The following is a 22,788-nucleotide window of genomic DNA, read 5'->3' as shown; positions in this document are numbered from 1 at the left end:
TTTTGTTAGTTAATGGGCAGCTTACAACTGCCAATCAACAAAATTTTGTAATAAACGTGCGCCAACTTTTGCGCTGCGCTCTGGGTGAAATTGCATGCCTGCGTAATTGTCTTTAGCAACAATGGCTGAAAAGGTTTGACCATATTCGCCGCTCACTAGTGTGGCGTCGTTTACGGTGTGCCCAAAGCTGTGAACAAAATACACTTGCTCATCAAGCGTTAGCCCTTTAGTTAATGCATGCTCTTTGTTAACGCTTAAGTTATTCCAACCCATATGCGGCGACGTTAAATTGCCTACATCAAGCGCTTTTACTTGCCCTGGTATTTTACCTAGGCACTGTACGTTACCTTCTTCGGTGCTTTCGCACAGTAACTGCATACCTAAACAAATACCCATAAGCGGGCGCTGGTATTCATTTATAGCTTGTTGCCAGCCGTTATCTGCTAGGCGTTTCATAGCAACCGACGCGTGACCTACACCTGGCAATATAGCGCGCTCAAAACCCGCTAATTGCTCTGGTGATGTAATTACTGTTGGCGTTTGGCCTAAGCGTTCAAACGCAAAGCGTACTGAATTTATATTGGCACAACCGGTATTAATTATGGCAATCATAAACATCCCTTAGAGCTGGCTGTTTGTTGGGTCGTGTCTTGTGCCACTGCCATACGAAGAGCACGTGAAAACGCTTTAAATAAGCCTTCTACTTGGTGATGACAGTTACCGTCGCTCACCGATAAAATAAGGCTAATAGCAGCATTATCGCTTAAGCTTTTGAAAAAGTGCTCAACCATTTGTACGTCTAAATCGCCTGCTTTTTCGCGGCTAAAATTAGCGTTTAATACAAATGAAGCGCGGCCCGATAAATCAATTTGTGCCTCTGCTTTACATTCATCCATTGGCAGTGCAAAACCGTAGCGCGCTATTTGCGATTTAGTGCCAAGCGCTTGTTTAAGCGCAACACCTAGGGCAATACCAATGTCTTCAACAAGGTGGTGCTCGTCTATGTGTAAATCGCCTTTGGCTTTAATGTTTAAACCAATGTTGGCGTGGGTGCGAATTTGATCAAGCATGTGATCAAAAAAGCCAAGGCCGGTGTCTATGCTGCCATTTTTAGTTTGATCTAGGTTTATGGCTACATCAATTTGTGTTTCTTTGGTGTTACGCGTAACACGGCCTTCGCGGTTGGCTGTGGTTAGCTTGGTAACAATAGCAGGCCAGCTGCCATCGTACAAAATACCTTCACAACATAAATTTTGTGCAAGGCCAATATCTGTTTGGCGATCGCCAATCACATATGAACGTGCTAAATCAACTTTGCCAGAGCGCATCAGCTCAGTTAATAAACCTGTTTTAGGTTTACGACAATCACAGTTTTGCTCGTCAAAGTGTGGACAAATTAATACCTCGTCAAAGCTAATACCTTGGCTTTGCATTATGTCCATCATTTTATCTTGTGCTATATCAAAGTCAGCAGTCGGGAAGCTGTCTGTGCCTAAGCCATCTTGATTCGATACCATCACTAAACGATAGCCGGCGGCTTGTAATTGTAACAACGCCGGGATAACACCTGGTAAAAAGGCGAGCTTTTCTAGGCTGTCTACCTGTTTGTCGGTAACTGGCTCTTCGATTATGGTGCCGTCGCGGTCAATAAATAAATAGGGGTTACTCATGATACTTCGTTTCCTGCTAATGGTGCGGTGGTAGCTGGCGTTTGTAAGCCATCTAACCAGATTTTAACTTGTTCGAGCTCTTGTTCACTACCAATTGAAATTCGTAGCCAATCGTCTTCACCGTATAGGGTAAACGCGCGCATTACTAAACCTTGCTCAAGTGCTACTTTAAAGTAGTTTTTATTGGCTAATTTTAAGGTAACAAAGTTACCTTCACCAGTGAGAATTTTTAATGCAGCAGGGGAGGCGTTTAACCACTGTACAAGTTTAGCTTTTAAGCTATTTAATATAGTCACTTGGCGGCGCATTGATGTAATTGCATCAGGTGCAATTGCTTGCGCTGCAATACTTGCCACCACACCCGATACCGGATACGGCGCAATCACTTTACGAATTGGCGCAAGTACACTTTGTTGTGCAAGTGTAAAACCAGTTCTAAGGCCTGCAAGTGCAAACGCTTTAGATAATGTGCGCAGTACCACTACATTACTAAATTCGTTTATAAGTGCTGTGGCGCTTTGCTCTGGGCAAAATTCAATATAGGCTTCATCAACAATGACGAGTGCTTTTCCCGCAAGCGCTGTTGCAATTGCTTTTACTTTATTAAGCGGGGTTATGCTACCGGTTGGGTTATTTGGATTACAAATAAACACCAATTTTGAGCTGCCCACAGCCTCAACTATTTCATTAACACTGCCATCAAGTAATAGCGCTTGCGTTAGGCTATTAATGGCAACGTTATGAGTATCAGCCGTAACTTTGTACATACCATATGTTGGTAAAAATAACGCAATGCTGTCTTTTGCTGGTTCACAATAAGTGCGTACTAAAAGCTCAATGCCTTCATCGGCGCCGCGCGTCATTAATACGTTTTCGCTTTCAAGCTCTGCATACGCAGCATAGCGGTCAATAACCAATTGCGGCTGTGGATCTGGGTAGCGATTTAAATCTTCAATACTCAGCTCAATATTTTTCGCGTACGGGCTTTCATTGGCATTTAACCACGTTGACCCTGTTAGCTTTTCACTTTTAGCAGAGCTATAGGCAGCAAGACCTGCAATATTTTGTGGTAATAAGCTAGTCGCTTGTGCGCTCTCATTGCTCATTTTTAATTGCCTCTAAACGAATTGAAACCGCATTTGCGTGTGCATCAAGGCCTTCTGCATCTGCTAGTGGCAAAATAGCTTTAGACAGCTGTGTTAAGCCACTTTTACTAATAGTTTGCACTGTGTAAGTGCGGAAAAAATCAAGCAAGTTTAAACTTGAATACGTTGCACTGTAACCATAGGTAGGTAACACATGGTTAGTGCCCGATGCATAATCGCCCGCTGACTCTGGCGTGTAGTCGCCAACAAATACCGAGCCTGCATTTTTTACTTTATCTAGATAAGGTGTTGAATCTGCTAATTGCAAAATTAAGTGCTCAGGGCCATATTGCGCTGATACGTCAAATGCTTGCTCAACAGAGTCTACTAAAATAAGTGATGAATTAGCCAGTGCTTGCTCGGCTGTATCTTTGCGGCTTAATTTAGCAAGCTGGCGTGTAAGTGCCTGCTGCGTTTGCACTATGATACTTTCGCTGTTACACAATAAAATAACTTGCGAGTCTGCGCCGTGCTCTGCCTGCGAGAGTAGATCGGCGGCTATAAACTCTGGGTTTGCACGTTCATCTGCAATAACTAATACTTCAGAAGGGCCTGCTGGCATATCGATTGCCATTCCAGGAATTGTTTGCGCAACAAGCTGTTTGGCCATCGTTACAAAGCTATTACCTGGGCCAAAAATTTTGTTCACTTTAGGCACTGATTCAGTGCCGTAGGCCATTGCAGCTATAGCACCTGCGCCACCACTTTCAATTAAAGTTGTAATGCCACATAACTTAGCAGCATATAATATCGCAGGGTTAATACGTTCATTACCTTGAACAGGGGTTGCAAGTACGACGGTTTTAGCACCACTTAATTGCGCAAGTACACCTTGCATAATAACCGATGATGGCAGTGGAGCACTGCCACCAGGTACATAAATACCCACAGCTTCGATGGCCTGATATTTCAGTTCACATTCAACGCCAGGTTGGGTTGATAACTTAATATCTTTAGGCAATTGCGCTTTGTGAAAACGTTTTACGTTTGAATAAGCGGTGTCAATTGCGTATTTAAGCTCTGCGCTTAGTGCCTGCTCTGATGCGTTTATTTCATCAAGCGGTACACGTAAACGAGGGTTCGCTCTATTATCAAACTTTTTAGCCATATCGAGTAAGGCTTTATCGCCTTGCTCTTTAACATCGCTCATTATTGTTTGGCATATTGCTTCAACCTTTGCGCTGGCAGAAACCGCAGGGCGCATTAGCGCCGCTGCTTGTACTTGTGAAGATTCCTCATTCCAACGAAGCATGGTACTTACTCCATCATTTTTTCAATTGGCATTACTAAAATAGAGTTAGCGCCTAGGGCTTTAAGCTGCTCCATTGTTTCCCAAAATAATGTTTCGCTGCTTACCATGTGAAGCGCTACATACTCTTCATTACCAGCAAGTGCAAGTAGAGTAGGTTGGCCTGAGCCTGGTAAAATTTCGCAAATTTCATCAAGTTTAGTTTTTGGCGCGTGTAGCATAATGTATTTGCTTTCTTTTGCTTGTTTAACACCACGAAGGCGCGGCATAAGCTTATTGATTAGCGCTAATTTGTCTTCATCTTGAAGATCTTTATTTTGAATTAAACAGGCGTTTGATTCTAAAATTGTATCACCTTGAATTAAGCCGTTCGCTTCAAGCGTTGCACCGGTAGAAACTAAATCACAAATTGCATCAGAAAGACCGGCACGTGGGGCTACTTCTACTGAGCCTGTAAGCATTACAGTGCTTGCATTAATGCCTTCGCGCTTTAACCACTGCGTTAAAATTTCTGGGTAGGTTGTTGCAATACGTTTGCCTTCAAACCAGCTTTTATCACGTGGGCCAAGCTCTTGTGGCCATGCAAGTGCAAGGCGGCAGTAACCAAAGTCTAGTTTTGCTAGTTTGCTAACTTCGCTTGGTACACCTTGGCGTTCACGTTCTGCTTGTACTTCTACTAGTACGTTTTCGCCAACGATACCTAAATCACAAACACCGTCCATTACTAAGCCCGGAATATCGTCATCGCGCACACGAAGTACGTCAATTGGCATATTGGTTGAGTGTGCAATTAAGCGTTGTTCACGTAGGTTTAATTTAACACCTAGTTGCTTTAGTAAATCTTGACAATCTTTAGACAGGCGACCGCCTTTTTGGATGGCGATACGTAGACGATTTGTGTTACTCATTATTCATTTTCCTTTAATTTAAAAACTAAAAACCCCGAGGGGAACCTCAGGGCGAAAATGAATCAATGTGTTTTGAATCGCCAGAGGTTCCTTTTAGGAATAACCTCTCAGCGAAAGACCTGACAGGTTATTCCGGTGAATGGTGGTGATGATGTACTGCTGTCAGGTTTAAGCGCATTTTTATATCCTATTTTGCTTAGCGCTGTTTAGTGAGCGTTAAGCTTTAATCTGTTTCAATAATTTTCAAAGCTATAAAAACATATTAGCTATGCTTATAGCAAGTTTTTTTTAGCTTAATTAAAGCATAAGTTATAACTGCCGATACTATGGATATAACGACATAAGTTTGTATTATATCAACTGTTTGATTTTTGCTCACAACTAAGCGCTTGCCTTTAAGGATGTATTTATGGATATGATGATACCTTACTTGGGTAGAATTACCCGATTGTCACTTGAGTCAAAAGGTGCATTTTATATCGCGGGTGTGCAAAGCAGTACTGCTAGCGAAAAAATAGAACTTGAAAACAAAAAAAAACGTGAATTACAAAAGAAGAAAAAACTCAGTGTCATAGAAGATCAAACCAAGCCGCAAGTCAAAAAAAACAGTGTGACCCAAGACGATGATGGGATAGAACACCTAGATACATGGGCTTAAATTATCATTTAAACTAAGTAACTCAATCATTATTACGCCACTTTGCAGGGGTTAACCCTGTACTTTTTTTAAATAATCGAGAGAAAAAACTACTGTTTTCATATCCTATTTCCTCTGATATTCCGTTCACTGTTTTATCTGTTGCTAATAACTGCTTTTTGGCTTTATCTATCCGTACTTCTTGCACATATTTATTGATTGATATTCCTGTTGCTTGTGTAAATCGTCTTTTTAAATTGCGTTCACTAAAATTAAATTGTTTTGCCAGCTCATTTATGGTGATTAAACCACTTGAATGGTTATGAATCCAATCTTGTATCTCATTAATTTTTTCGTCTTTATGATTATTAAATTGAGGCAGAATAAGATTTAACTTACCAGAGTCAGAAATAAGCAAATGAGTAGCGCATTGTTTAGAAAAGCGATCGCCTTTGTCTTTAGCGACAATACCTAAAAGCACGCTAATACCCGCCTCAAAAGAGCCTGTTGTATAGATATTCCCCATTTTCAAATACGATTTATGACTAATAAATTCACAATCAGGAAATAATCCACTCAGTGGTTTAACTAAACTCCAGTGAGTAGCTATCACCGTTTTGTTTAATTTACCTGTTGCTGCTAAAAAATATGAACCAGTACTTAAACTAAGAATAGACGTATTATTATGTATTTTAGGTTTTAGCCACTCAATAATTAGGTCAGTGCCCAATGGCATATTTTTTAATTTAGAGCCTTCTATGGGCGGAATAATCACCAAATCATATGACTTGTCAGAAAGCGAATTATCGGCAACAACCAGTGAATTACTCAAACTTGTTATAGGTGTACCGTCGGTCGTTATTATTTCTATGTTATAACTTTGAGGCAATGAGTAATGCGAGTCGAGTAGAGAAACAATAGTAAAAAAATCTTTTGCTAAAAATACGCTAACGGCCCAGCAGCCTTCGTAGGCAATAATTGCTATATTTTTCAAAATTTCATTTGGCCTAATCGGACTGTTATAAATACCTGTGCAGACATATTATTTTAATTTTTGTACAAGTAACATTAAAACATACTTTAAAGACTAACTTATCTTTAAAGTTGTTGTTTTAAAGTGTTTTTTACTATTAAAAGATATAGTTTAAATATAAGCAATTACGATAAATATATTCATTAAGGTGGCAGGTTTGCAGCAGTACTTACAAAATGATATTTTTTTTAATCGCAAGCATAATGAAATAAGTAGCTGGTTAAAAATGGTAAAAGGCAGCGGGGAACGCGCTAAGGCCGTTTCAATTTATTACCTTGTAAGAGACGGAATTAAATATGATCCCTTTACACTTTTAGATGGGGCAAAGTCACTCAGTAGCGATTATTGCTTAGACAACAAAGCAGCATACTGTATTCCCAAAGCATCATTACAAATAGCATTAAGCCGGGCTTGTAACATTCCTTCGCGATTGGGCTTAGCTGATGTGCGTAATCATTTAAGTACCCCTAAATTAGATGAGTTACTAAAAAATGAGGTATTTACAATGCATGCCTATGTAGAGCAGTTTATTGAAGGGAAATGGGTTAAATCAACCCCAGCCTTTAACAAGGAACTATGCGACTTAGTTAATATAAAACCGCTAGAATTTGACGGGTTAAATCACTCTTTATTTCATCAATTTACCGCTGATGGTAAAAAGCATATGGAATATTTAAAAGATCATGGTCATTATGCTGCAATGCCAACAGCGTTTATTAACCAAAACTGTGAGTTTTATTACCCACATTTAAATCTTAATTTCAACAATATTTAATAATACATAAACGAAAAGGGCTCAAACATACGCTAATTTGTTTGGGTAAAGCATAACCTGATTTTGAATAGGAAAGATTAACAGACAATGTTATTCAATTATGTTCAAAACCTATAGTAGTTTTATACCTTGCATAGGCTTGTATTTGCTTGCCCTTGGTTAAAGCCTTACGTAAAATCACACTATTATTATTTTGAAAAGTGATTGCTGTTATCAAACAACTGTTTAGTGCAACCGGCCCTTTGGCGTTATCTTTTGATGGCTATACTCCGCGCCAACCACAAATTGATATGGCTGTCGCAGTTGCTCAAGCATTAAAAAACAGTTCACAACTCGTTGTTGAGGCGGGCACAGGAACAGGTAAAACATTCGCTTATTTAGCGCCAGCCCTAAAATCTAAAGGTAGAACAATTATTTCTACCGGCTCTAAAGCACTACAAGAGCAGTTGTATCATCGTGATTTACCTCAATTGGTTAAAGCACTCAGCGCGACAAAAAAAACGGCATTGCTAAAAGGGCGTGCTAACTACTTATGCACATACCGTTTAAATCAACATGTTGCGCATGTACCAACAGACGATCCCGATGTAATGCATCAACTGGCTATGGTTGCAAAATTTGCAAGCGAAACACAATCAGGCGATTTAGCTGATTGTATTGGTATAGAAGACGACGCCAAAGTTTTACCTTATGTGAATTCAACTGCCGATAATTGTTTAGGCAAAGAATGCCCAGACTTTCAAGAATGTTACATACGTAAAGCGCGTTTAACTGCGGCAGAGGCGGATGTAGTTGTTATTAATCACCATTTATTTTTTGCAGACATGGCAGTTAAAGAAAGTGGCTTTGCCGAATTGATGCCCACAGCCGACGCCTATATTTTTGATGAGGCCCACCAACTAAGTGAAATTGCCAGCGACTACTTTGGTGAAAGTGTGAGTACTAAAAAGCTGGTGGACTTAATTACTGATTTACGCGCTATATATCGAGCTGAAATTCCTGATATGTTACAACTAGGTAAAAGCTTAAATAAATTAGAAACCAGTGTTGCTGACTTACGTTTACAGTTTGGTGTAGATGGTAGTCGAGGAGATTGGCGAGAAAAGCTTAGTGATAAGCAAATATGTGCAGCACTGCATCGCGTTATCAGCGATTTAGACTTTGTTTATCAAGTGCTAAAACTGTGCTTAGACAGAAGCGATAAAATAGAACATCCATTCGAACGGGCTTTAGCATTTAAAGGGCAGTTAGAACGGGTTTTTGATACCGCACAAACTGGTTTTAGTTATTGGTATGAGACAACACGACGCTTTTTAACTATAAATATCACACCACTCAATGTGTCTGTAAAATTTGCGCAAATGATGCAAGATACCGGTGCTGCGTTTGTGTTTACCTCAGCGACGCTGTCGGTCGACAATAAGCTTACCCACTTTAATGCCAGCTTAGGCTTAAAGCCAGAGCAAAGCATGATGGTCGACAGCCCGTTCGACTACCCAAATCAAGCATTATTGTGTTTACCCAGATACTTACCAGAATCACATGCTGATAATATGCCCCATGCTATTGTTAAATTAACCCTTGAGCTCATAAAGTCAGCACAAGGGCGCTGTTTTGTGCTTTTTACAAGTTACCGTATGATGCATTTAGTCGCTGAGGGGCTTACAACACAAATTGACTACCCCGTTTACATGCAAGGGCAAATGTCTAAGCGTATTATTTTAGAAAAATTTACCCGCCATGGTAATGCCGTTTTATTAGGTACGGCATCATTTTGGGAAGGGGTGGATGTGAGAGGCAGTACGCTTAGCTGTGTTATTATTGATAAATTGCCTTTTGCAGCACCTGACGACCCCTTACTACAAGCTAAAATGCAGGATTGCCAAACGCAGGGCAAAGACCCATTTGCACACATTCAATTACCGCAAGCAGTTATTGCATTAAAGCAAGGTGTAGGGCGTTTAATACGCGATAGCAAAGACAAAGGCGTACTTGTTATATGTGATAACCGATTAGTGACTCGACAATATGGCCAAGTGTTCTTAAAAAGCTTGCCTGCAATGCGTCGTACGCGAAGCTTAGAAGTCGCTAATACATTTTTACAACAAATTAATTAGAGTAATAAAATGATCAAAAGTAATATTCTTGCCCTTGATGCTTCAACAGAAGCACTATCACTTGTTTTACATTATAAGGGAGAGACATTTCATCATTTTGAAGAGTGCCCACAGCAGCACAGTCAAAAAATTCTACCTTTGATTGATGAGTTATTGACCAAAGCAAACTGTAAATTAAAAGAACTGGATGTTATTGGTTTTGGGCAAGGCCCGGGCAGCTTTACTGGCGTAAGAATAAGTGTGGCCATAGCTCAAGGGTTAGCGTATTCAACTAATTTACCTCTTGTAGGGGTTTCTACACTGGCAGTTATGGCACAGCAAGCCTATGAGCAAAACAACAACACACTTGTTTTTCCTAGCATAGATGCGCGCATGGGTGAAATTTACTTTGCACAATACAAATTACATAATGGTTTAATGGAATTAGTTAATAACGAGTGTGTTATTAAGCCTGAGCTTTTAACTAGTGAATATATAACAACCAATGAAGCATCAGTTGCAGTAGGCACTGGCTTTAAAACTTACCCTGATGCATTGTCAAACTTTGAAAACATTACGATTAATACAGATATAACATTACCAGATGCACGCTTTATGCTTGCCTTTGTTGATGCAGCATTTATTGCAGGCCAGGGCGTTCAAGCAAGTGATGCCCAACCAAAGTATGTTCGAGATACTGTAACGTGGAAAAAGTTACCGGGGCGCGAGTAATACCGTGTTAGGTTAATTTGCAAATTGGCTATTTTTAAATCATAATTTTAGATATGTTCAAGGGTGGAGAAGCGTGATGACGCTGGCTATAGGCTCAGGTTTTTTTACAGGTGATATTCCAGGCAGAATAATCCCTGCGAAGGGAGTGACTGCAAAACCACAAGGTTTGGTTGAACAGGATTCTGTTCAAAAAACAAACACCGATTACGTAAAAAGCAGTAAAGAGGGCGTTGAGCTCGCTAACCAATTGTTTAAAAGTACCGCCAAGAGTAACGACTACAGCCAAACAATTTACGACCAACCGACTGCAAAAAATAGTAAAGCAATTTCTACTTATACTGAATTTGCAAACTTAGAACGCAGAGCAGAAGTCCAAAACTTAATTGGGGTAGATATTTACGCTTGAACGTAGTTAATCTCCAATAATATAAAACCCGAACTATGTTCGGGTTTTTTGTTTTACTAACTGTTTAGTGTTTAATGAAATTGATTAACTTATCTGCAATGTCGGTGTTGTTTTGAGAACCAATAAATTGCTCACTCCCTTTGCCATAAGCAAAAACTTGAACATCTACTGCGGTATGTCCACCTGTTGTCCATCCTGTGAAGCTTGTATCACTTATAATACTTTTAACTGCTAAGTTAAGTGCTTTGTCGCCCATAGATTTAGCTTGTTCAAGCTTTATTTTATTTTCAGGGGTAAATTCGATATTTGTATATTTATTCCACACCGATTTTAGATCATCAGAGTCAAGTAACTGTTGAGTAATTTTACCGGCTGTTGCTTTTACACTATGAACAACATCAGCTTCCCACTTGTATTGGCCATGTGCACCTAATGTTAACCCCCCCGTGGAGTGATCAGCAGTTATAACAAGTAGAGTGTCTTTATTTTTATCAACATATGCTTTTGCTTTTTCAATAGCAGATGCAAAATCATCCATTTCAGCCATAGCACAGGCAATATCGTTTGCGTGTCCACACCAATCAATTTGACTGCCTTCAATCATCACAAAAAAGCCATTTTTGTTTTGATTGTCTAATAAGTTGAGTGCCTTGGAGGTAAGTTGCGTTAACCTTGTTGGGTTTTCGTCTAACGCAAAAGGTAAGCCTTTAGCGGCATATAAACCAATGGCAGGAATTTGCGTAATTTGATCAAGGTTTTGAATGCTATCGCCATATTGGTAACCAGCAGCTTTAAATTCGTCTACCAAATTTCTGTCATCACGTATAAAGTATTGAGTCCCGCCGCCTAGCATTAAATCAACAGGTAACTTACCTGCAATTTTATTATCTATGTAGTCATCAGCAATATCATCGTAATTATTACGTGATTCATTATGAGCTGCAAAGCTTGCTGGTGTTGCATGGTTTATTTGTGATGTAGCTACTAAAGCTGTGGTCATGCTACGTTCTTTGGCAATTTCTAGCATTGTTTTAAGCGGCTTTTTATCGGTATCGACTGCAATGGCGCCATTATAGCTTTTATGTCCGCTGCTCAACGCTGTTGCACTTGCGGCGCTATCGGTTACAACTGTGTGATCGTCAGGATAAGTGCGTGCCATTCCTGTGAGCATGGTATCAAAAATGGTTTGCTCAACAGTTTTTGTTGTTGGGTCATCTTTAAAATAACGATAAGCCGTCGTGTAGGCGGGCCCCATGCCATCGCCAATCATATAAATTACATTTTTAGGTGCGGTTTCGGCCATTGCACCAGACGCTGTACACATTAGTGCCAGCATACTTATCTGTTTTTTCATGTTTTTGCGTACCTTATGAATGTACTTTATTAATAGATAAATTATTGTATACCTTAACTATGATAAATAAATTAATAGATTGGGACAAATCACGGATTAGTGCGATTAAACATTGTTTTAATGCGTTATAGTCTAACGTATGGATACAACAACGCCTATATTGAACTCTCAATGAGTAAAGTTTATTAGCACTGAGTTAATAGGGCACTTTATAAAATTAACATTATGAATAAAAAGGTTTTTATTCATTTTTGTTGTTTGCACTTGTGCTTTTGACTACTAAAATAATAAACATTTAGGTAAACTATTTAGTGGTCTGACAACTTGTATGTTATATATTTATAAAATAAGAAGGAGCCTTTGTGCAGCCATTTAATATTCAAACACGTAATTTAAATATTCATGGCTTAAAAATAGGTTCCGGAGAAGAGGTGGTTGTAGCGCTTCACGGTTGGTTAGACAACTGCAATAGTTTTACTCCTATGCTTAATGGGCACACTCCTGAACAAACATGGTACTGTATTGATTTTTCAGGACATGGATTAACATCGTGGCGAAGTGATGATGCACATTATTATTTTGTTGATTATATTGACGATGTTTATCAATTTATTGAAGCTATTGGTGTAAATAAAGTTCACCTTGTTGGGCATTCTATGGGGGCTATGGTCGCTGGCCTTTTTGCAAGTTGTTTTAGTGATAGGGTAAGAACAGTAAGTTTTATTGAAGGTATTGGCTGTGTGACAACACCTAGCGAGCAAGTCACTGAGCAACTGAAAAATGCAGTTCTCAATCGTACTAGAACGCATAATAAAAAAGCGCGAGTTTACCAAAGTAAAGCGCATATTTATGAGGCACGTGCTAAAACAACTGATTTAAATAATGAACTAATTTCGCTTTTAATGCAGCGAAACATAAAAGCACTTCCCAGCGGTTTTACATTAACAACCGATCCTAAGCTCAAAAATCATTCAGGTTTTAGGTTTGACGAAGTGCAATGTATTGGTGCAATAAAAGAATTAATTGCACCATGCCAATTAATTTTAGGTAACCAAGGTTACCCATTTGTAAAACAAAATTTAGAAAAGTATATTAATTATTACAATCACTTGAGTGTAATTAATGTAGAAGGCGGACACCATTGCCATATGCAAAGTAGCAAAGAATGTTATGAACACATTCAAGCATTTATGGTGCAAAGTGGTGCACGTTAATTGTATATTGACGTTAAATGTGGGATTATTCTCGCATTAGAGTATTTGCTCAATTGTTAAAGTGCCTTACTTAGATTAAGGTTAATAAAAATATAATTATAAACAGGGGCTAAGAGTGGAAAAAATCTGGCTTAAGCGCTACCCAGAGGGTATGCCTGAAACAATCGATCCTGAGCATTACAACTCGTTACTCGAAGTGTTCGAAAAAAGTTTTTCTGATTACAAAGATTTACCTGCATTTACAAACATGGGTAAAACTTTGTCATATGACGAAATTGATACAGCAACTAAAAAAGTCGCCTCGTATATCCAAAATGATTTGGGTCTCAAAAAGGGCGAAAAAGTTGCCGTAATGATGCCTAACTTGTTACAAACACCTATTTCTATTTTAGGTATTTTACGCGCCGGTTGTGTGGTTGTTAATGTTAATCCTCTTTACACTGTTCGCGAATTAGAACATCAATTAAAAGACTCAGACACAAGCGCCATATTTATCCTTGCAAATTTTGCAGATACGCTTGAAAAGTCACTTGCTAAAACAGACGTAAAACACATTGTTGTTACTCAAGTTGGTGACATGGTGGGTGGTCTTAAAAAGCACATTGTTAACTTTGTTGTTAAGCACGTTAAGAAAATGGTGCCTAAATACAACTTACCAAACACCATTAAATTTTCAGATTTGTTGAATGCTGACGAAAATGCGTACACACGCCCTGAATTGAATTTGTCTGACTTAGCTTTTTTACAATACACAGGTGGTACTACCGGTGTATCTAAAGGCGCTATGCTGAGTCATGGTAATATGGTGGGCAACCTTGAGCAGGTTTCTGGCTGTTTAGATAAAGTGTTAAATCGTGGTACTGAAGTTGTTGTAACGGCACTGCCGCTTTACCATATTTTTGCACTTACAGCTAACTGCTTAACGTTTATGAAATATGGTGGTTTGAACTTATTGATCACTAACCCGCGTGACATGCCGGGTTTCGTTAAAGAGTTAAGCCAAACTAAATTTACAGCAATCACTGGTGTAAACACATTATTTAATGGTTTATTAAATACCCCAGGTTTTGATGAGCTTGACTTTAGTCACCTCAAAATGTCACTCGGCGGTGGTATGGCAGTACAACGTCCTGTTGCCGAAAAGTGGCAAAAAGTGACGGGTTCAAAACTAATGGAAGGCTACGGCCTTACAGAGTGTGCACCGCTTGTAACAATTAGTCCGTACGACTTACAGTCTTACAATGGCTCAATTGGCTTACCTGCGCCTAATACTGATATTAAGCTAATTCTTGATAATGGAGAAGAGGCAGCTAAAGGTGAGCCTGGTGAGTTATGTGTTAAAGGTCCTCAGGTTATGCTTGGTTACTACAAACGCCCAGATGCAACTGCTGAATGTTTAAAAGACGGTTGGTTTGCTACAGGCGATATTGCAACATATGATGATGAAGGTTTCTTTTACATTGTAGACCGCAAAAAAGACATGATTATAGTATCTGGCTTTAACGTTTTCCCAAATGAGATCGAAGAAGTTGTTGCAATGCACGACGGAGTGCTTGAAGTAGCAGCGGTTGGCATTCCTCATGATGTAAGTGGTGAACAAGTTAAAGTTTTTGTTGTTAAAAAAGACCCTTCTTTAACTGAAAAAGATATAATAAGTCACTGTCGTGATAATTTAACTAATTACAAGGTTCCAAAACTCGTTGAGTTTAGGGATGAGTTACCTAAAACTAACGTAGGTAAAATACTCAGACGAGCCTTGAAAGATTAGAAAACTATAAAAAAGCCGGCATTAGCCGGCTTTTTTATTGTAGGAGACTAAGTGCAATACCAATTAATTCAAACACAAGTTCAGCTCAATACTTTTGTTGAGCAGATCCAAAGTAAGCCTATTTTAGCTATTGATACTGAGTTTATGCGTCGTCGTACTTTGTATCCAGAAGTTGCACTCATTCAGGTTTTTGACGGTGAGCACCTAGCACTTATTGATCCCTTAGCTGAATTATCGTTATTTGATTTTTGGCAGGTATTAAAAGATCCAGCAGTTTTAAAAGTATTGCATTCACCTTCTGAAGATATTGAAGTATTTCAAAAATATGCTGGGTTTGTTCCTGCTCCTTTATTTGATACTCAATTTGCTTTGCAATTATTGGGTGAAGGTAATTGTATGGGCTTTGCCCTTATGGTTAAAACACTACTTGGTATTGAAATAGATAAAAGCGAATCACGTACTAATTGGCTACAGCGCCCGTTAACCACTAAGCAGCTAGATTACGCCGCCGCTGATACATTTCATTTATTACCGTGTTTTGAATTGATTATAGGTCGTATTAAAAAAGCCGGCTTTTTTGAAATTGTTTTGGATGAGAGCGAATTAATTGCTAATAAACGCGCGTTTCAAACACCCGATGAATTGCTCTATAAAGATATAAAAAATGCGTGGCAATTAAAGCCACACGAACTAGCAGTGTTAAAAGAGTTAGCCGTTTGGCGCCGTAATAAAGCAATTCGCAAAAATTTAGCTCTTAACTTTGTGTTGAAAGAACATAACATGACTGAAATTGCTAAGCGTGGGCCTTCTAGTTTAAATGCATTACGTCAAATACCGGGCGTGGAGTCGATTGAAGTTAATCGCTCAGGCGTTGAGATTTTAAAGTGTATAGAAAAAGCGAAGGCAATTGCTGTTGATGAGCATCCGCAAGCATTAAAACGGTTAATTGATTTTGCTAATTACAAACAAACAGCAAAAGATATTAAGCAAAAAATAACCAAAGTTGCTAAAGCTAACGCTATTCCTGAAGATGTTATGGCATCTAAAAAGCAAGTAAATCAGCTAATTAGCTGGAACTGGAAGCTAACAGAAGAGCAAAAAAAGACGCATATAAAGCCAGACTTACTGAGTTCTTGGCGTTATAACTTTATTAAAGACGCGCTAAAAGAGTGGGATACCTAAAAGGTTAACCTCTCAGTTGTTATTATTTATAAAGAGGGCGCTTAGTGCGCCCATTCTTCATTTATTTTTTCTCTTCGTCAGGTAAAGTAACGTTTAGCTCTAATACAGCTAAATCGTCTTCATTTTGATCAAATTGTACCTGCACTGCATCACTATTAACGTTTACATATTTTCGAATTACATCCAAAATATCTTGTTTTAATTGTGGTAGGTATTCAGGTGTTCCACGCTGCGAACGTTCGTGTGCGACAATTATTTGCAATCGCTCTTTTGCAAGAGACGCACTGTTTTTCTTTTCTGAGCGGAAATAGTCAAGTAACGACACATTAGCCTCCAAAAATCCGTTTAAAAATGCCTTTCTTCTCTACATCTAAGAAGCGAAAATCGACGGTTTCACCAAGTAAGCGGTTTATGGCATCAGCATAAGCTTGGCCAGCATCTGATTCACCATCTAATATGACCGGTTGGCCTGAATTTGATGCACTTAATACTGCTTGTGACTCAGGAATAACACCGAGCAAATCGATTGCTAATATGTCTTGTACGTCTTCTACAGAAAGCATTTCACCTTTAGCTACACGCTCAGGATTGTAGCGTGTTAATAGCAGGTGCTCTTTGATGTTTTCTAGGCCTTCTTCAGCGCGTTTAGATTTGCTATGCAAAATACCTAATATACGGTCAGAATCTCGTACAGATGAGACTTCTGGATTGGTGGTTACAATCGCTTCATCAGCAAAGTACATTGCCATCATTGCGCCTGCTTCAATACCTGCTGGCGAGTCACATACAATATAATCAAAATCTTCTTTAAGCTCGTTTAAAACGCGTTCTACACCATCGCGAGTTAGTGCGTCTTTATCACGAGTTTGCGATGCTGGAAGCAAAAATAACTTTTCAACACGCTTATCTTTAATAAGTGCTTGGTTTAAGTTTGCTTCACCATTTATAACGTTAACAAAGTCATAAACAACACGGCGCTCACACCCCATAATTAAATCAAGGTTACGTAAACCGATGTCAAAATCGATAATAACCGTTTTGTAGCCTTTTAATGCTAAGCCTGTGCCTATTGCGGCGCTTGATGTTGTTTTACCAACACCACCTTTACCCGAGGTAACGACAATTACTTTTGCCATGAGATTTATCCTTTAACCAAAGCTGAAATTTCTAATGATTCATTTTTTTGTTGTATTTGCACAGCACTGCCCCAAAACTCACCTTGTAGAGAGTCACTGATCCAGTAGTTGCCATTTATGGAAACAAGTTCCGCTTCTAGCTTTTGGCAAAATATATGTGCGTTTTCTAATCCTTTTGCGCCCGCTATAGCGCGACCGCGAAGGGTCCCGTAAATATGTACGTTGCCATCTGCTATTACTTCTGCACCATGACTAACAGCGCCTAGTACAATAAGGTCGCGGTCTTTTGCATACACCTGTTGACCCGAGCGCACCGTGCCGTTAATTATTTGTGCAGGAAGTATAATGTTTTTTTCAACAATTGATGTGTTTGGTTGTTTTTCAACGGGCTCTGCTTTTACGTCTTGCGAGTAATTTAAAACTGAGAAGCCAGCTTTTTTTGCACTTGTATGTTGCTCTTCAGAGCCATTACATACACCCACTGCGTTAAAGCTCATTCGCTCTATAAGTGACTTTAAATGAACAAAGTCCAAAGAACTGCTTTTTACTTCTTCTAAATTAACAACAATAGGTGCTCCCTCAAAAAAACGGGGGGCTTGGGCTATTTTTACGTAGAGTTGCTCTGCTAAAAGGTTAATATCAGCACTATAAAGATGTAAAACTGATAACGTAAAAAGATTCCCTTTTAACTCAAAAATTTGGTCCGACATACACGCTCAATTGAATTGTATGATAAGAAATTGTAATTAGATAAACACAGGCTGAATAAGGCGTTTATCGAAATTTCTAATCTAAATTTTCTAACTTATTATTACTCTCATGGTATAGTGTGCGGCATTGTTGTGCAAGAAATTATAGGGTCATAATGTTAACTGCGGTGTATAAAAGTAAGAAAAAAGCGGATACCTTCTTATTTGTTGAAAAAAGAGATGATTTTAGCAAAGTTCCAGAACCTTTAATGGCTATGTTTGGCAAACCCCACTATGTGATGATTATTAATTTGGCTAAACGTGAACACCTAGGTGGTGCTGATTTAGAGACTGTTAAGGGTGCATTAACCGATCAAGGTTACTATCTACAGCTTCCACCACCGGAAGATAATTTGCTTACTGAATTAAGAAAACAAAATGGAGCCGATCGTGATTAAAAAACTGGCAGTTGTATTATGTGGTTTATGTTTAAGTTCGTCAGTGGTTGCAAAAACACAAGCCGAATTTAAAGATTACTTAACAAACTTAAAAAAAGAAGCAATCGCAAAAGGCTACGAAACAACGTTAATTGATAGTGCGTTTGCAACCGCAACCTACAAAGAAAAAGTAGTATCGGCTGACAAAAACCAGCCTGAAGTTAAAGAAACACTTGAAACCTATTTACCAAAACGTGTACCACAATGGAAAATTGACCGTGCTCGTAAACTGTATGCTGAAAATAAAGACATTCTTGAGCAAGTAGCTAAAGAATTTGGCGTACAAGCGCGTTTTATAGTGGCTTTGTGGGGGCTTGAAAGTAACTTTGGCACCATTCAAGGGGGGCACAATGTTATTTCATCATTAGTGACGCTTGCTTTTGATGGCCGCCGTGAAACTCTTTATAAACGCCAATTATGGGCAGCTTTAGACATTTTAAAATCGGGCCATATTACCTTAGATAAATTTAAAGGCTCTTGGGCTGGTGCTATGGGGCAAACTCAATTTATGCCTACGTCTTTTAATGCTTACGCCGTTGACTATAACAACGATGGTCGCAAAGATATTTGGACGACTAAAGAAGATGCGTTTGCTTCTATTGCTAATTATTTAAAGCAAGAGGGCTGGAACGATTCATTAACTTGGGGCCGTCAAGTCAAACTCCCAGATGGATTCGATAACAAATATATCTTAGTACGTGGTACCAAAACGCGTAAGCAATGGCTTGAATATTGGGATGATTCTGAGCGTTCACTTGCTGATTGGCAGGCACTAGGGTTGAGAAAAGTCGACGGCAGTGCTTTACCTAATGTAAACGTACGTGCTGCGTTAGTGATGCCTGATGATATAAACGGCCGTATGTTTTTAGCCTACGATAACTATAAAGTGTTAATGCATTGGAACCGTTCGTATTATTTTGCAACGAGTGTCGGTTATTTATCTGATCGAATTGGCTATCCAAAAATATAATATTTAATTAATAATAAAGCCGCACAGGGCGGCTTTATTCTTTTTTAAAAATCTTATCTTTTAGGTCGATTACCTTGCCAATGCCAGAACCGAGTTTCATTAGTTTATTGAGTTGCTCAGGGGTTAAACGTTGTAACTCAGAAGACCATTTAGTCACTGTTTCAAGTAAGTTGTGAATTTCCCCCATTTGTTTTTGTGCATAGATTTCTTCTTCATTACTTGCTTCGTCTAATAAGTTGTCGCGCAATAGGCTAAGTGTTGGATCAATTTCACGTTTTTTACGCTCTTCAAATACACGATTTGCCATATCCCAAATATCGCCTGCGGGTGCATAATACTCTTTACGGTCACCAGGAATGTGCTGAACTTTAATTAATTGCCAAGACTGAAGCTCTTTAATGCCCATACTCACATTGCCTCGTGAAATACTCAGTGAATCGGCAATTTCATTCGCGGTCATTGGGTTTTTAGTGATAATAAGTAATCCACACATTTGACCAATAGTACGGTTAAAACCCCAGCGGCTTCCCATTTCGCCGCAATGCATTACAAAGGTAAAGTTTTTCTCAGATAAAGTCATATCATTAACTTTCAGTAATTTCAGAAACTAAATGCTAGCATGTTGGTTAGTGATAGCAAGGAATTAGACTCATTAAAATACAGCTTAAGGTAAAACCTTAAACTTAACCAATGTCCAATGCCCTTGGCTAATCTATCCGTTATGATTAAAAAGCGCTCACAAATGCAAGCGCTCATACATGAGTAAACTACAGTGTATAGCTAAAGCTTAGCTTAGCGTTACGTTCTTCACCCGGCATACCACCTAAAAACATCGCTTTAGAATAATATTGCTTATTGAATATATTGTTTAAGTTAAGTTGCATATGCCATTTGTTTGTTGTGTATGAAACAGCCGCATCATGAACCGTGTAACTTGGTACATAGCCATCAGGAATACCAAAACTTGATGAGTTGGTACTCCTATCATCAACATAAGTTACACCTGCACTTATATTTAGCGTTTCAGGCAAACTAAAAACAGTTGCGTAATAAGTTACCCACGTACTGGCAGTTACATAAGGAACCCCTTTTTTACGTGTAGCGTGATTGTTTATATTAGGGTTTAGTTGGTTTCTTGCATCTTGATAAACACCATTTATATTTACTTTCCATTGCTCATTTAAATGCGCATTTAAATCAAGCTCAACCCCTTTTGTTTTTTCTTCCCCATCATAAAAACTTTTAACTACATCTGGTGCCGAAACACCCGCTTCATAAAGTGGATTGCTGTATTCTAGGTTGGTTCGCGCACTTTCAAAAACAACGAAAGAGGCAAGTAGTTGGTCGTCAAACGCTTTATATCTAAATCCTAAGTCATTGCTCATTGATTCTGAGTCTTCTCTATCCGCTTCGTTACCAGCAATGGACCCTAATACACTATATGCAGTGCGGCCTTTAGCGTGATTAACAAATATAGAAAAGTTTTCAGTGGGTTGATATGTTGCGCCTAAATTATACGTTAAACCACTGTCTGAAGTGTCAGCCTCTGGTGTTGGTTCTGCTCGACTTGCGCTATAACGCTCATCTACACCAAAATGTTCATAACTTTGTTTAATGCGGTTATAAGCAACACCTACGCGTGTTGTTAATTGCTCATTAATATAGGCAACATGTTGGAGGCCTAAACCCCAGGCCTTTACTTTTTTATTGTAGTCACTGGTTTTAAGAGGATCGTAATCGTAAAAATTACCTGTTGGCCAATTGGGATCTCGTATATCAAATATATAGGGTAGGGAACCTTGATATGTTACTTCGTTGTTTGTATCTGTAATAACGTAATCTTTATCCCATATAGAATATTGTTTAAAACGAATATCGCGATCTTCATAATTAGCATTAACCAAAAGTTCGTTATCAATATCACCCAACATAAAATCGTAGCGCAAATCTAAAAAGTACTGCCATGACTTTTCATCAGCCTCAACTTGGCGGTATTCTTGGCGACGAGCAGCAAAAGGGTAAAGCACATCGTCAACGACTAACGGTGAACGTGGATCTTGATTAATAACACCACGACGATTCCAATAAACATAGTTATAAGCCCCCGTTTGACGTGCGAAACTTGATGTGTAATTACGGTATTGTAACTGTTGATTTAAAAATAAGTCGTCAGTAATAAAGTAATTATGCGTAAGCTTAAAGCGCAACTCTTCACCTTCGTTATCATCAGCCATTGGCGAAATAATTCCGTTAGTTCCAAATTGATAAGGTGTTAATCCGTCGTTATCTGACAATGAGTTTGCCAGTTCATTGCGCTGAGATTCACTAAGCTGTAAACCACTACCCGTAGGATCGTTAACTAAATCAGATCCTGTTACTTGTGAGGCTGTTAAACCATTAGCAGAGTCTGCATTATAAATTCGAATAGGGTGACCAATAGAGTCCACCGCTATTGAGTCTTTAATGTATGCAGCAGAAACCATAACGTCTTGTTGATCACTCAAAATGTATTTAAGTGATGTATATATTTCGTCTCGGTCTTCTTTTAAATCACGAAAACCATCACTTGATGCTGTTTTAGCCATTACACGATAGGCTAAGTTGTCGGTAAGCTTGTTTGTGCTATCAACGGCAAGTGAATAGCTATCCCACTGACCAAGCTCAGCTGATACTTTATGTTTTTCTTCAAACTCTGGCTTTTTTTCAATTAGGTTAATTACACCACCTGCACTACCAATGCCATATAAACCTGTAGCAGGGCCCTTGAGTACTTCAACTGATTCAACATTAGTAAGTGAACGGGTAGGGTTAAATGTATTACCTAATCCTGCACCGCCATACATCCCATCGTAGGTATAATTAGCATCTAGACCTCGAATAACTAAGTTATCGCCAATCCCGTAGTTATTACCTGCTTGGGTTAATCCACTTACATTACGTACAAGCTCTTGCAGGCTATCTACGCCTTGTGACTCTATAAGTTCGCGGTCGATAATAACAACCGGTGCCGGAGTTTCCATCAAGGACATATCTGACTTAGTTGCAAGCCCTGAGCTCATAACAACTTGGTTTTGTTTTTGATAAACACTTATATGTTCGATATCTTGATCTGCAGTGGTTTGTGCTAAAACGGCTTGCGCATTTAAACAAGCGAGGGTGAGTAATGAGTAATTGAAATTTTTCATTATGATAATCATTCGCATTTAATAAAGTGCGGCAATAGTAATGATTATTATTTGCAAAATAAACTAAAAGTTCAATTAATATTAGATTTAAACAACTGCTTGCATGTTTTTTAGACAAGCGAGTAGATTTAGAGGATGTAAA

22 protein-coding genes are annotated in these 22,788 nt (G+C 38.8%); 10 read left to right on the top strand and 12 right to left on the bottom strand.

Annotation, left to right across the window (positions count from 1 at the left end; genetic code table 11):
* Positions 1 to 21 precede the first annotated feature (21 nt).
* From hisH to hisG, 5 genes are read right to left on the bottom strand one after another with little or no spacing between them, the layout of a single operon-like run.
* Positions 22 to 612 carry an imidazole glycerol phosphate synthase subunit HisH gene (gene hisH / locus ATS76_RS11870; protein ID WP_058552309.1) on the bottom strand — a complete coding sequence of 197 codons (591 nt, stop codon included), beginning with the start codon at positions 610 to 612 and terminating at the stop codon, positions 22 to 24.
* On the bottom strand, positions 609 to 1,670 hold the full coding sequence (gene hisB, locus ATS76_RS11865) for a bifunctional histidinol-phosphatase/imidazoleglycerol-phosphate dehydratase HisB (RefSeq protein WP_058552308.1): 1,062 nt from the start codon (positions 1,668 to 1,670) through the stop codon (positions 609 to 611). Before hisB ends, hisH begins: the two co-directional genes overlap by 4 nt.
* Positions 1,667 to 2,776: a histidinol-phosphate transaminase gene (hisC, locus tag ATS76_RS11860; protein ID WP_058552307.1), complete on the bottom strand. Its 1,110-nt coding sequence runs from the start codon at positions 2,774 to 2,776 to the stop codon at positions 1,667 to 1,669. Before hisC ends, hisB begins: the two co-directional genes overlap by 4 nt.
* Positions 2,766 to 4,067, bottom strand: coding sequence for a histidinol dehydrogenase (gene hisD, locus ATS76_RS11855; protein ID WP_058552306.1), 1,302 nt, complete (start codon positions 4,065 to 4,067; stop codon positions 2,766 to 2,768). The genes hisC and hisD overlap by 11 nt, the downstream gene beginning before the upstream one ends.
* Before the next feature lie 5 nt (positions 4,068 to 4,072).
* Positions 4,073 to 4,972 carry an ATP phosphoribosyltransferase gene (gene hisG / locus ATS76_RS11850; protein WP_004586378.1) on the bottom strand — a complete coding sequence of 300 codons (900 nt, stop codon included), beginning with the start codon at positions 4,970 to 4,972 and terminating at the stop codon, positions 4,073 to 4,075.
* 409 nt (positions 4,973 to 5,381) lie between these two features.
* Between hisG and ATS76_RS11845 the strand changes: the two genes are divergently transcribed.
* Entirely contained in the window at positions 5,382 to 5,630 is a 249-nt protein-coding gene (locus ATS76_RS11845; RefSeq protein ID WP_058552305.1) for a hypothetical protein, read from the top strand.
* 22 nt (positions 5,631 to 5,652) lie between these two features.
* Here ATS76_RS11845 and ATS76_RS11840 read toward each other — a convergent pair whose 3' ends face one another.
* On the bottom strand, positions 5,653 to 6,603 hold the full coding sequence (locus ATS76_RS11840; RefSeq protein ID WP_058552304.1) for a GlxA family transcriptional regulator: 951 nt from the start codon (positions 6,601 to 6,603) through the stop codon (positions 5,653 to 5,655).
* A gap of 187 nt (positions 6,604 to 6,790) precedes the next feature.
* Here ATS76_RS11840 and ATS76_RS11835 point away from each other — a divergent pair, with 187 nt between their 5' ends.
* From ATS76_RS11835 to ATS76_RS11820, 4 genes are all read left to right on the top strand, one after another.
* Positions 6,791 to 7,417, top strand: coding sequence for a transglutaminase-like domain-containing protein (locus tag ATS76_RS11835; RefSeq protein WP_235590931.1), 627 nt, complete (start codon positions 6,791 to 6,793; stop codon positions 7,415 to 7,417).
* 200 nt (positions 7,418 to 7,617) lie between these two features.
* Positions 7,618 to 9,534: an ATP-dependent DNA helicase gene (locus ATS76_RS11830; protein ID WP_058552303.1), complete on the top strand. Its 1,917-nt coding sequence runs from the start codon at positions 7,618 to 7,620 to the stop codon at positions 9,532 to 9,534.
* 9 nt (positions 9,535 to 9,543) lie between these two features.
* Positions 9,544 to 10,245: a tRNA (adenosine(37)-N6)-threonylcarbamoyltransferase complex dimerization subunit type 1 TsaB gene (gene tsaB, locus ATS76_RS11825; RefSeq protein WP_058552302.1), complete on the top strand. Its 702-nt coding sequence runs from the start codon at positions 9,544 to 9,546 to the stop codon at positions 10,243 to 10,245.
* A gap of 76 nt (positions 10,246 to 10,321) precedes the next feature.
* Positions 10,322 to 10,651, top strand: a complete 330-nt coding sequence (locus tag ATS76_RS11820; RefSeq protein ID WP_058552301.1) for a hypothetical protein — start codon at positions 10,322 to 10,324, stop codon at positions 10,649 to 10,651.
* A gap of 64 nt (positions 10,652 to 10,715) precedes the next feature.
* Here ATS76_RS11820 and ATS76_RS11815 read toward each other — a convergent pair whose 3' ends face one another.
* Entirely contained in the window at positions 10,716 to 12,005 is a 1,290-nt protein-coding gene (locus ATS76_RS11815; protein WP_058552300.1) for an alkaline phosphatase, read from the bottom strand.
* Between the two features lie 362 nt (positions 12,006 to 12,367).
* On the opposite strand from ATS76_RS11815, the gene ATS76_RS11810 reads away from it, so the two are divergent.
* The 3 genes from ATS76_RS11810 (at position 12,368) to rnd (ending at position 16,169) form a co-directional block, all read left to right on the top strand.
* Positions 12,368 to 13,219: an alpha/beta hydrolase gene (locus ATS76_RS11810; RefSeq protein WP_058552299.1), complete on the top strand. Its 852-nt coding sequence runs from the start codon at positions 12,368 to 12,370 to the stop codon at positions 13,217 to 13,219.
* 115 nt (positions 13,220 to 13,334) lie between these two features.
* The gene (fadD, locus tag ATS76_RS11805) at positions 13,335 to 14,987 is read left to right on the top strand and encodes a long-chain-fatty-acid--CoA ligase FadD (RefSeq protein WP_058552298.1); all 1,653 of its coding nucleotides are present in this window, start codon (positions 13,335 to 13,337) and stop codon (positions 14,985 to 14,987) included.
* Between the two features lie 51 nt (positions 14,988 to 15,038).
* Positions 15,039 to 16,169, top strand: a complete 1,131-nt coding sequence (rnd, locus tag ATS76_RS11800; RefSeq protein ID WP_058552297.1) for a ribonuclease D — start codon at positions 15,039 to 15,041, stop codon at positions 16,167 to 16,169.
* A 61-nt stretch (positions 16,170 to 16,230) separates the two neighbouring features.
* Here the strand turns inward: rnd and minE are convergent, their stop codons facing one another.
* The 3 genes from minE to minC are packed head-to-tail and all read right to left on the bottom strand — an operon-like array spanning position 16,231 to position 18,015.
* Positions 16,231 to 16,494, bottom strand: a complete 264-nt coding sequence (minE, locus tag ATS76_RS11795; protein ID WP_006793461.1) for a cell division topological specificity factor MinE — start codon at positions 16,492 to 16,494, stop codon at positions 16,231 to 16,233.
* Position 16,495: 1 nt separating this feature from the next.
* Complete coding sequence (gene minD, locus ATS76_RS11790; protein ID WP_006793462.1) at positions 16,496 to 17,305, bottom strand: septum site-determining protein MinD; 810 nt, start codon at positions 17,303 to 17,305, stop codon at positions 16,496 to 16,498.
* Positions 17,306 to 17,310: 5 nt separating this feature from the next.
* Positions 17,311 to 18,015, bottom strand: coding sequence for a septum site-determining protein MinC (minC, locus tag ATS76_RS11785; RefSeq protein WP_058552296.1), 705 nt, complete (start codon positions 18,013 to 18,015; stop codon positions 17,311 to 17,313).
* 155 nt (positions 18,016 to 18,170) lie between these two features.
* Between minC and ATS76_RS11780 the strand changes: the two genes are divergently transcribed.
* Together ATS76_RS11780 and ATS76_RS11775 are read left to right on the top strand one after the other, a co-directional pair.
* The gene (locus tag ATS76_RS11780; protein ID WP_058405302.1) at positions 18,171 to 18,452 is read left to right on the top strand and encodes a YcgL domain-containing protein; all 282 of its coding nucleotides are present in this window, start codon (positions 18,171 to 18,173) and stop codon (positions 18,450 to 18,452) included.
* Positions 18,445 to 19,461 carry a lytic murein transglycosylase gene (locus tag ATS76_RS11775; protein WP_058552295.1) on the top strand — a complete coding sequence of 339 codons (1,017 nt, stop codon included), beginning with the start codon at positions 18,445 to 18,447 and terminating at the stop codon, positions 19,459 to 19,461. The genes ATS76_RS11780 and ATS76_RS11775 overlap by 8 nt, the downstream gene beginning before the upstream one ends.
* Before the next feature lie 34 nt (positions 19,462 to 19,495).
* Here ATS76_RS11775 and ATS76_RS11770 read toward each other — a convergent pair whose 3' ends face one another.
* The gene (locus ATS76_RS11770) at positions 19,496 to 20,041 is read right to left on the bottom strand and encodes a GbsR/MarR family transcriptional regulator (RefSeq protein WP_058405304.1); all 546 of its coding nucleotides are present in this window, start codon (positions 20,039 to 20,041) and stop codon (positions 19,496 to 19,498) included.
* A 187-nt stretch (positions 20,042 to 20,228) separates the two neighbouring features.
* On the bottom strand, positions 20,229 to 22,646 hold the full coding sequence (locus ATS76_RS11765) for a TonB-dependent receptor (protein WP_058552294.1): 2,418 nt from the start codon (positions 22,644 to 22,646) through the stop codon (positions 20,229 to 20,231).
* Positions 22,647 to 22,788: the final 142 nt, after the last annotated feature.

Source organism: Pseudoalteromonas sp. 10-33, from assembly GCF_001469195.1.
Taxonomy (GTDB): domain Bacteria; phylum Pseudomonadota; class Gammaproteobacteria; order Enterobacterales; family Alteromonadaceae; genus Pseudoalteromonas.
This window is presented reverse-complemented; position numbering and strand designations above follow the sequence as displayed.

Bases quoted from the DNA above. Each gene is read 5' to 3' on its own strand.
- ATS76_RS11770 (WP_058405304.1), bottom strand. From the start codon at position 20,041: ATGACTTTATCTGAGAAAAACTTTACCTTTGTAATGCATTGCGGCGAA.
- minC (WP_058552296.1), bottom strand. From the start codon at position 18,015: ATGTCGGACCAAATTTTTGAGTTAAAAGGGAATCTTTTTACGTTATCA.
- minD (WP_006793462.1), bottom strand. From the start codon at position 17,305: ATGGCAAAAGTAATTGTCGTTACCTCGGGTAAAGGTGGTGTTGGTAAA.
- ATS76_RS11815 (WP_058552300.1), bottom strand. From the start codon at position 12,005: ATGAAAAAACAGATAAGTATGCTGGCACTAATGTGTACAGCGTCTGGT.
- ATS76_RS11765 (WP_058552294.1), bottom strand. From the start codon at position 22,646: ATGAAAAATTTCAATTACTCATTACTCACCCTCGCTTGTTTAAATGCG.
- tsaB (WP_058552302.1), top strand. From the start codon at position 9,544: ATGATCAAAAGTAATATTCTTGCCCTTGATGCTTCAACAGAAGCACTA.
- hisC (WP_058552307.1), bottom strand. From the start codon at position 2,776: ATGAGCAATGAGAGCGCACAAGCGACTAGCTTATTACCACAAAATATT.
- hisD (WP_058552306.1), bottom strand. From the start codon at position 4,067: ATGCTTCGTTGGAATGAGGAATCTTCACAAGTACAAGCAGCGGCGCTA.
- hisB (WP_058552308.1), bottom strand. From the start codon at position 1,670: ATGAGTAACCCCTATTTATTTATTGACCGCGACGGCACCATAATCGAA.
- ATS76_RS11845 (WP_058552305.1), top strand. From the start codon at position 5,382: ATGGATATGATGATACCTTACTTGGGTAGAATTACCCGATTGTCACTT.
- ATS76_RS11820 (WP_058552301.1), top strand. From the start codon at position 10,322: ATGACGCTGGCTATAGGCTCAGGTTTTTTTACAGGTGATATTCCAGGC.
- ATS76_RS11780 (WP_058405302.1), top strand. From the start codon at position 18,171: ATGTTAACTGCGGTGTATAAAAGTAAGAAAAAAGCGGATACCTTCTTA.
- hisG (WP_004586378.1), bottom strand. From the start codon at position 4,972: ATGAGTAACACAAATCGTCTACGTATCGCCATCCAAAAAGGCGGTCGC.
- hisH (WP_058552309.1), bottom strand. From the start codon at position 612: ATGATTGCCATAATTAATACCGGTTGTGCCAATATAAATTCAGTACGC.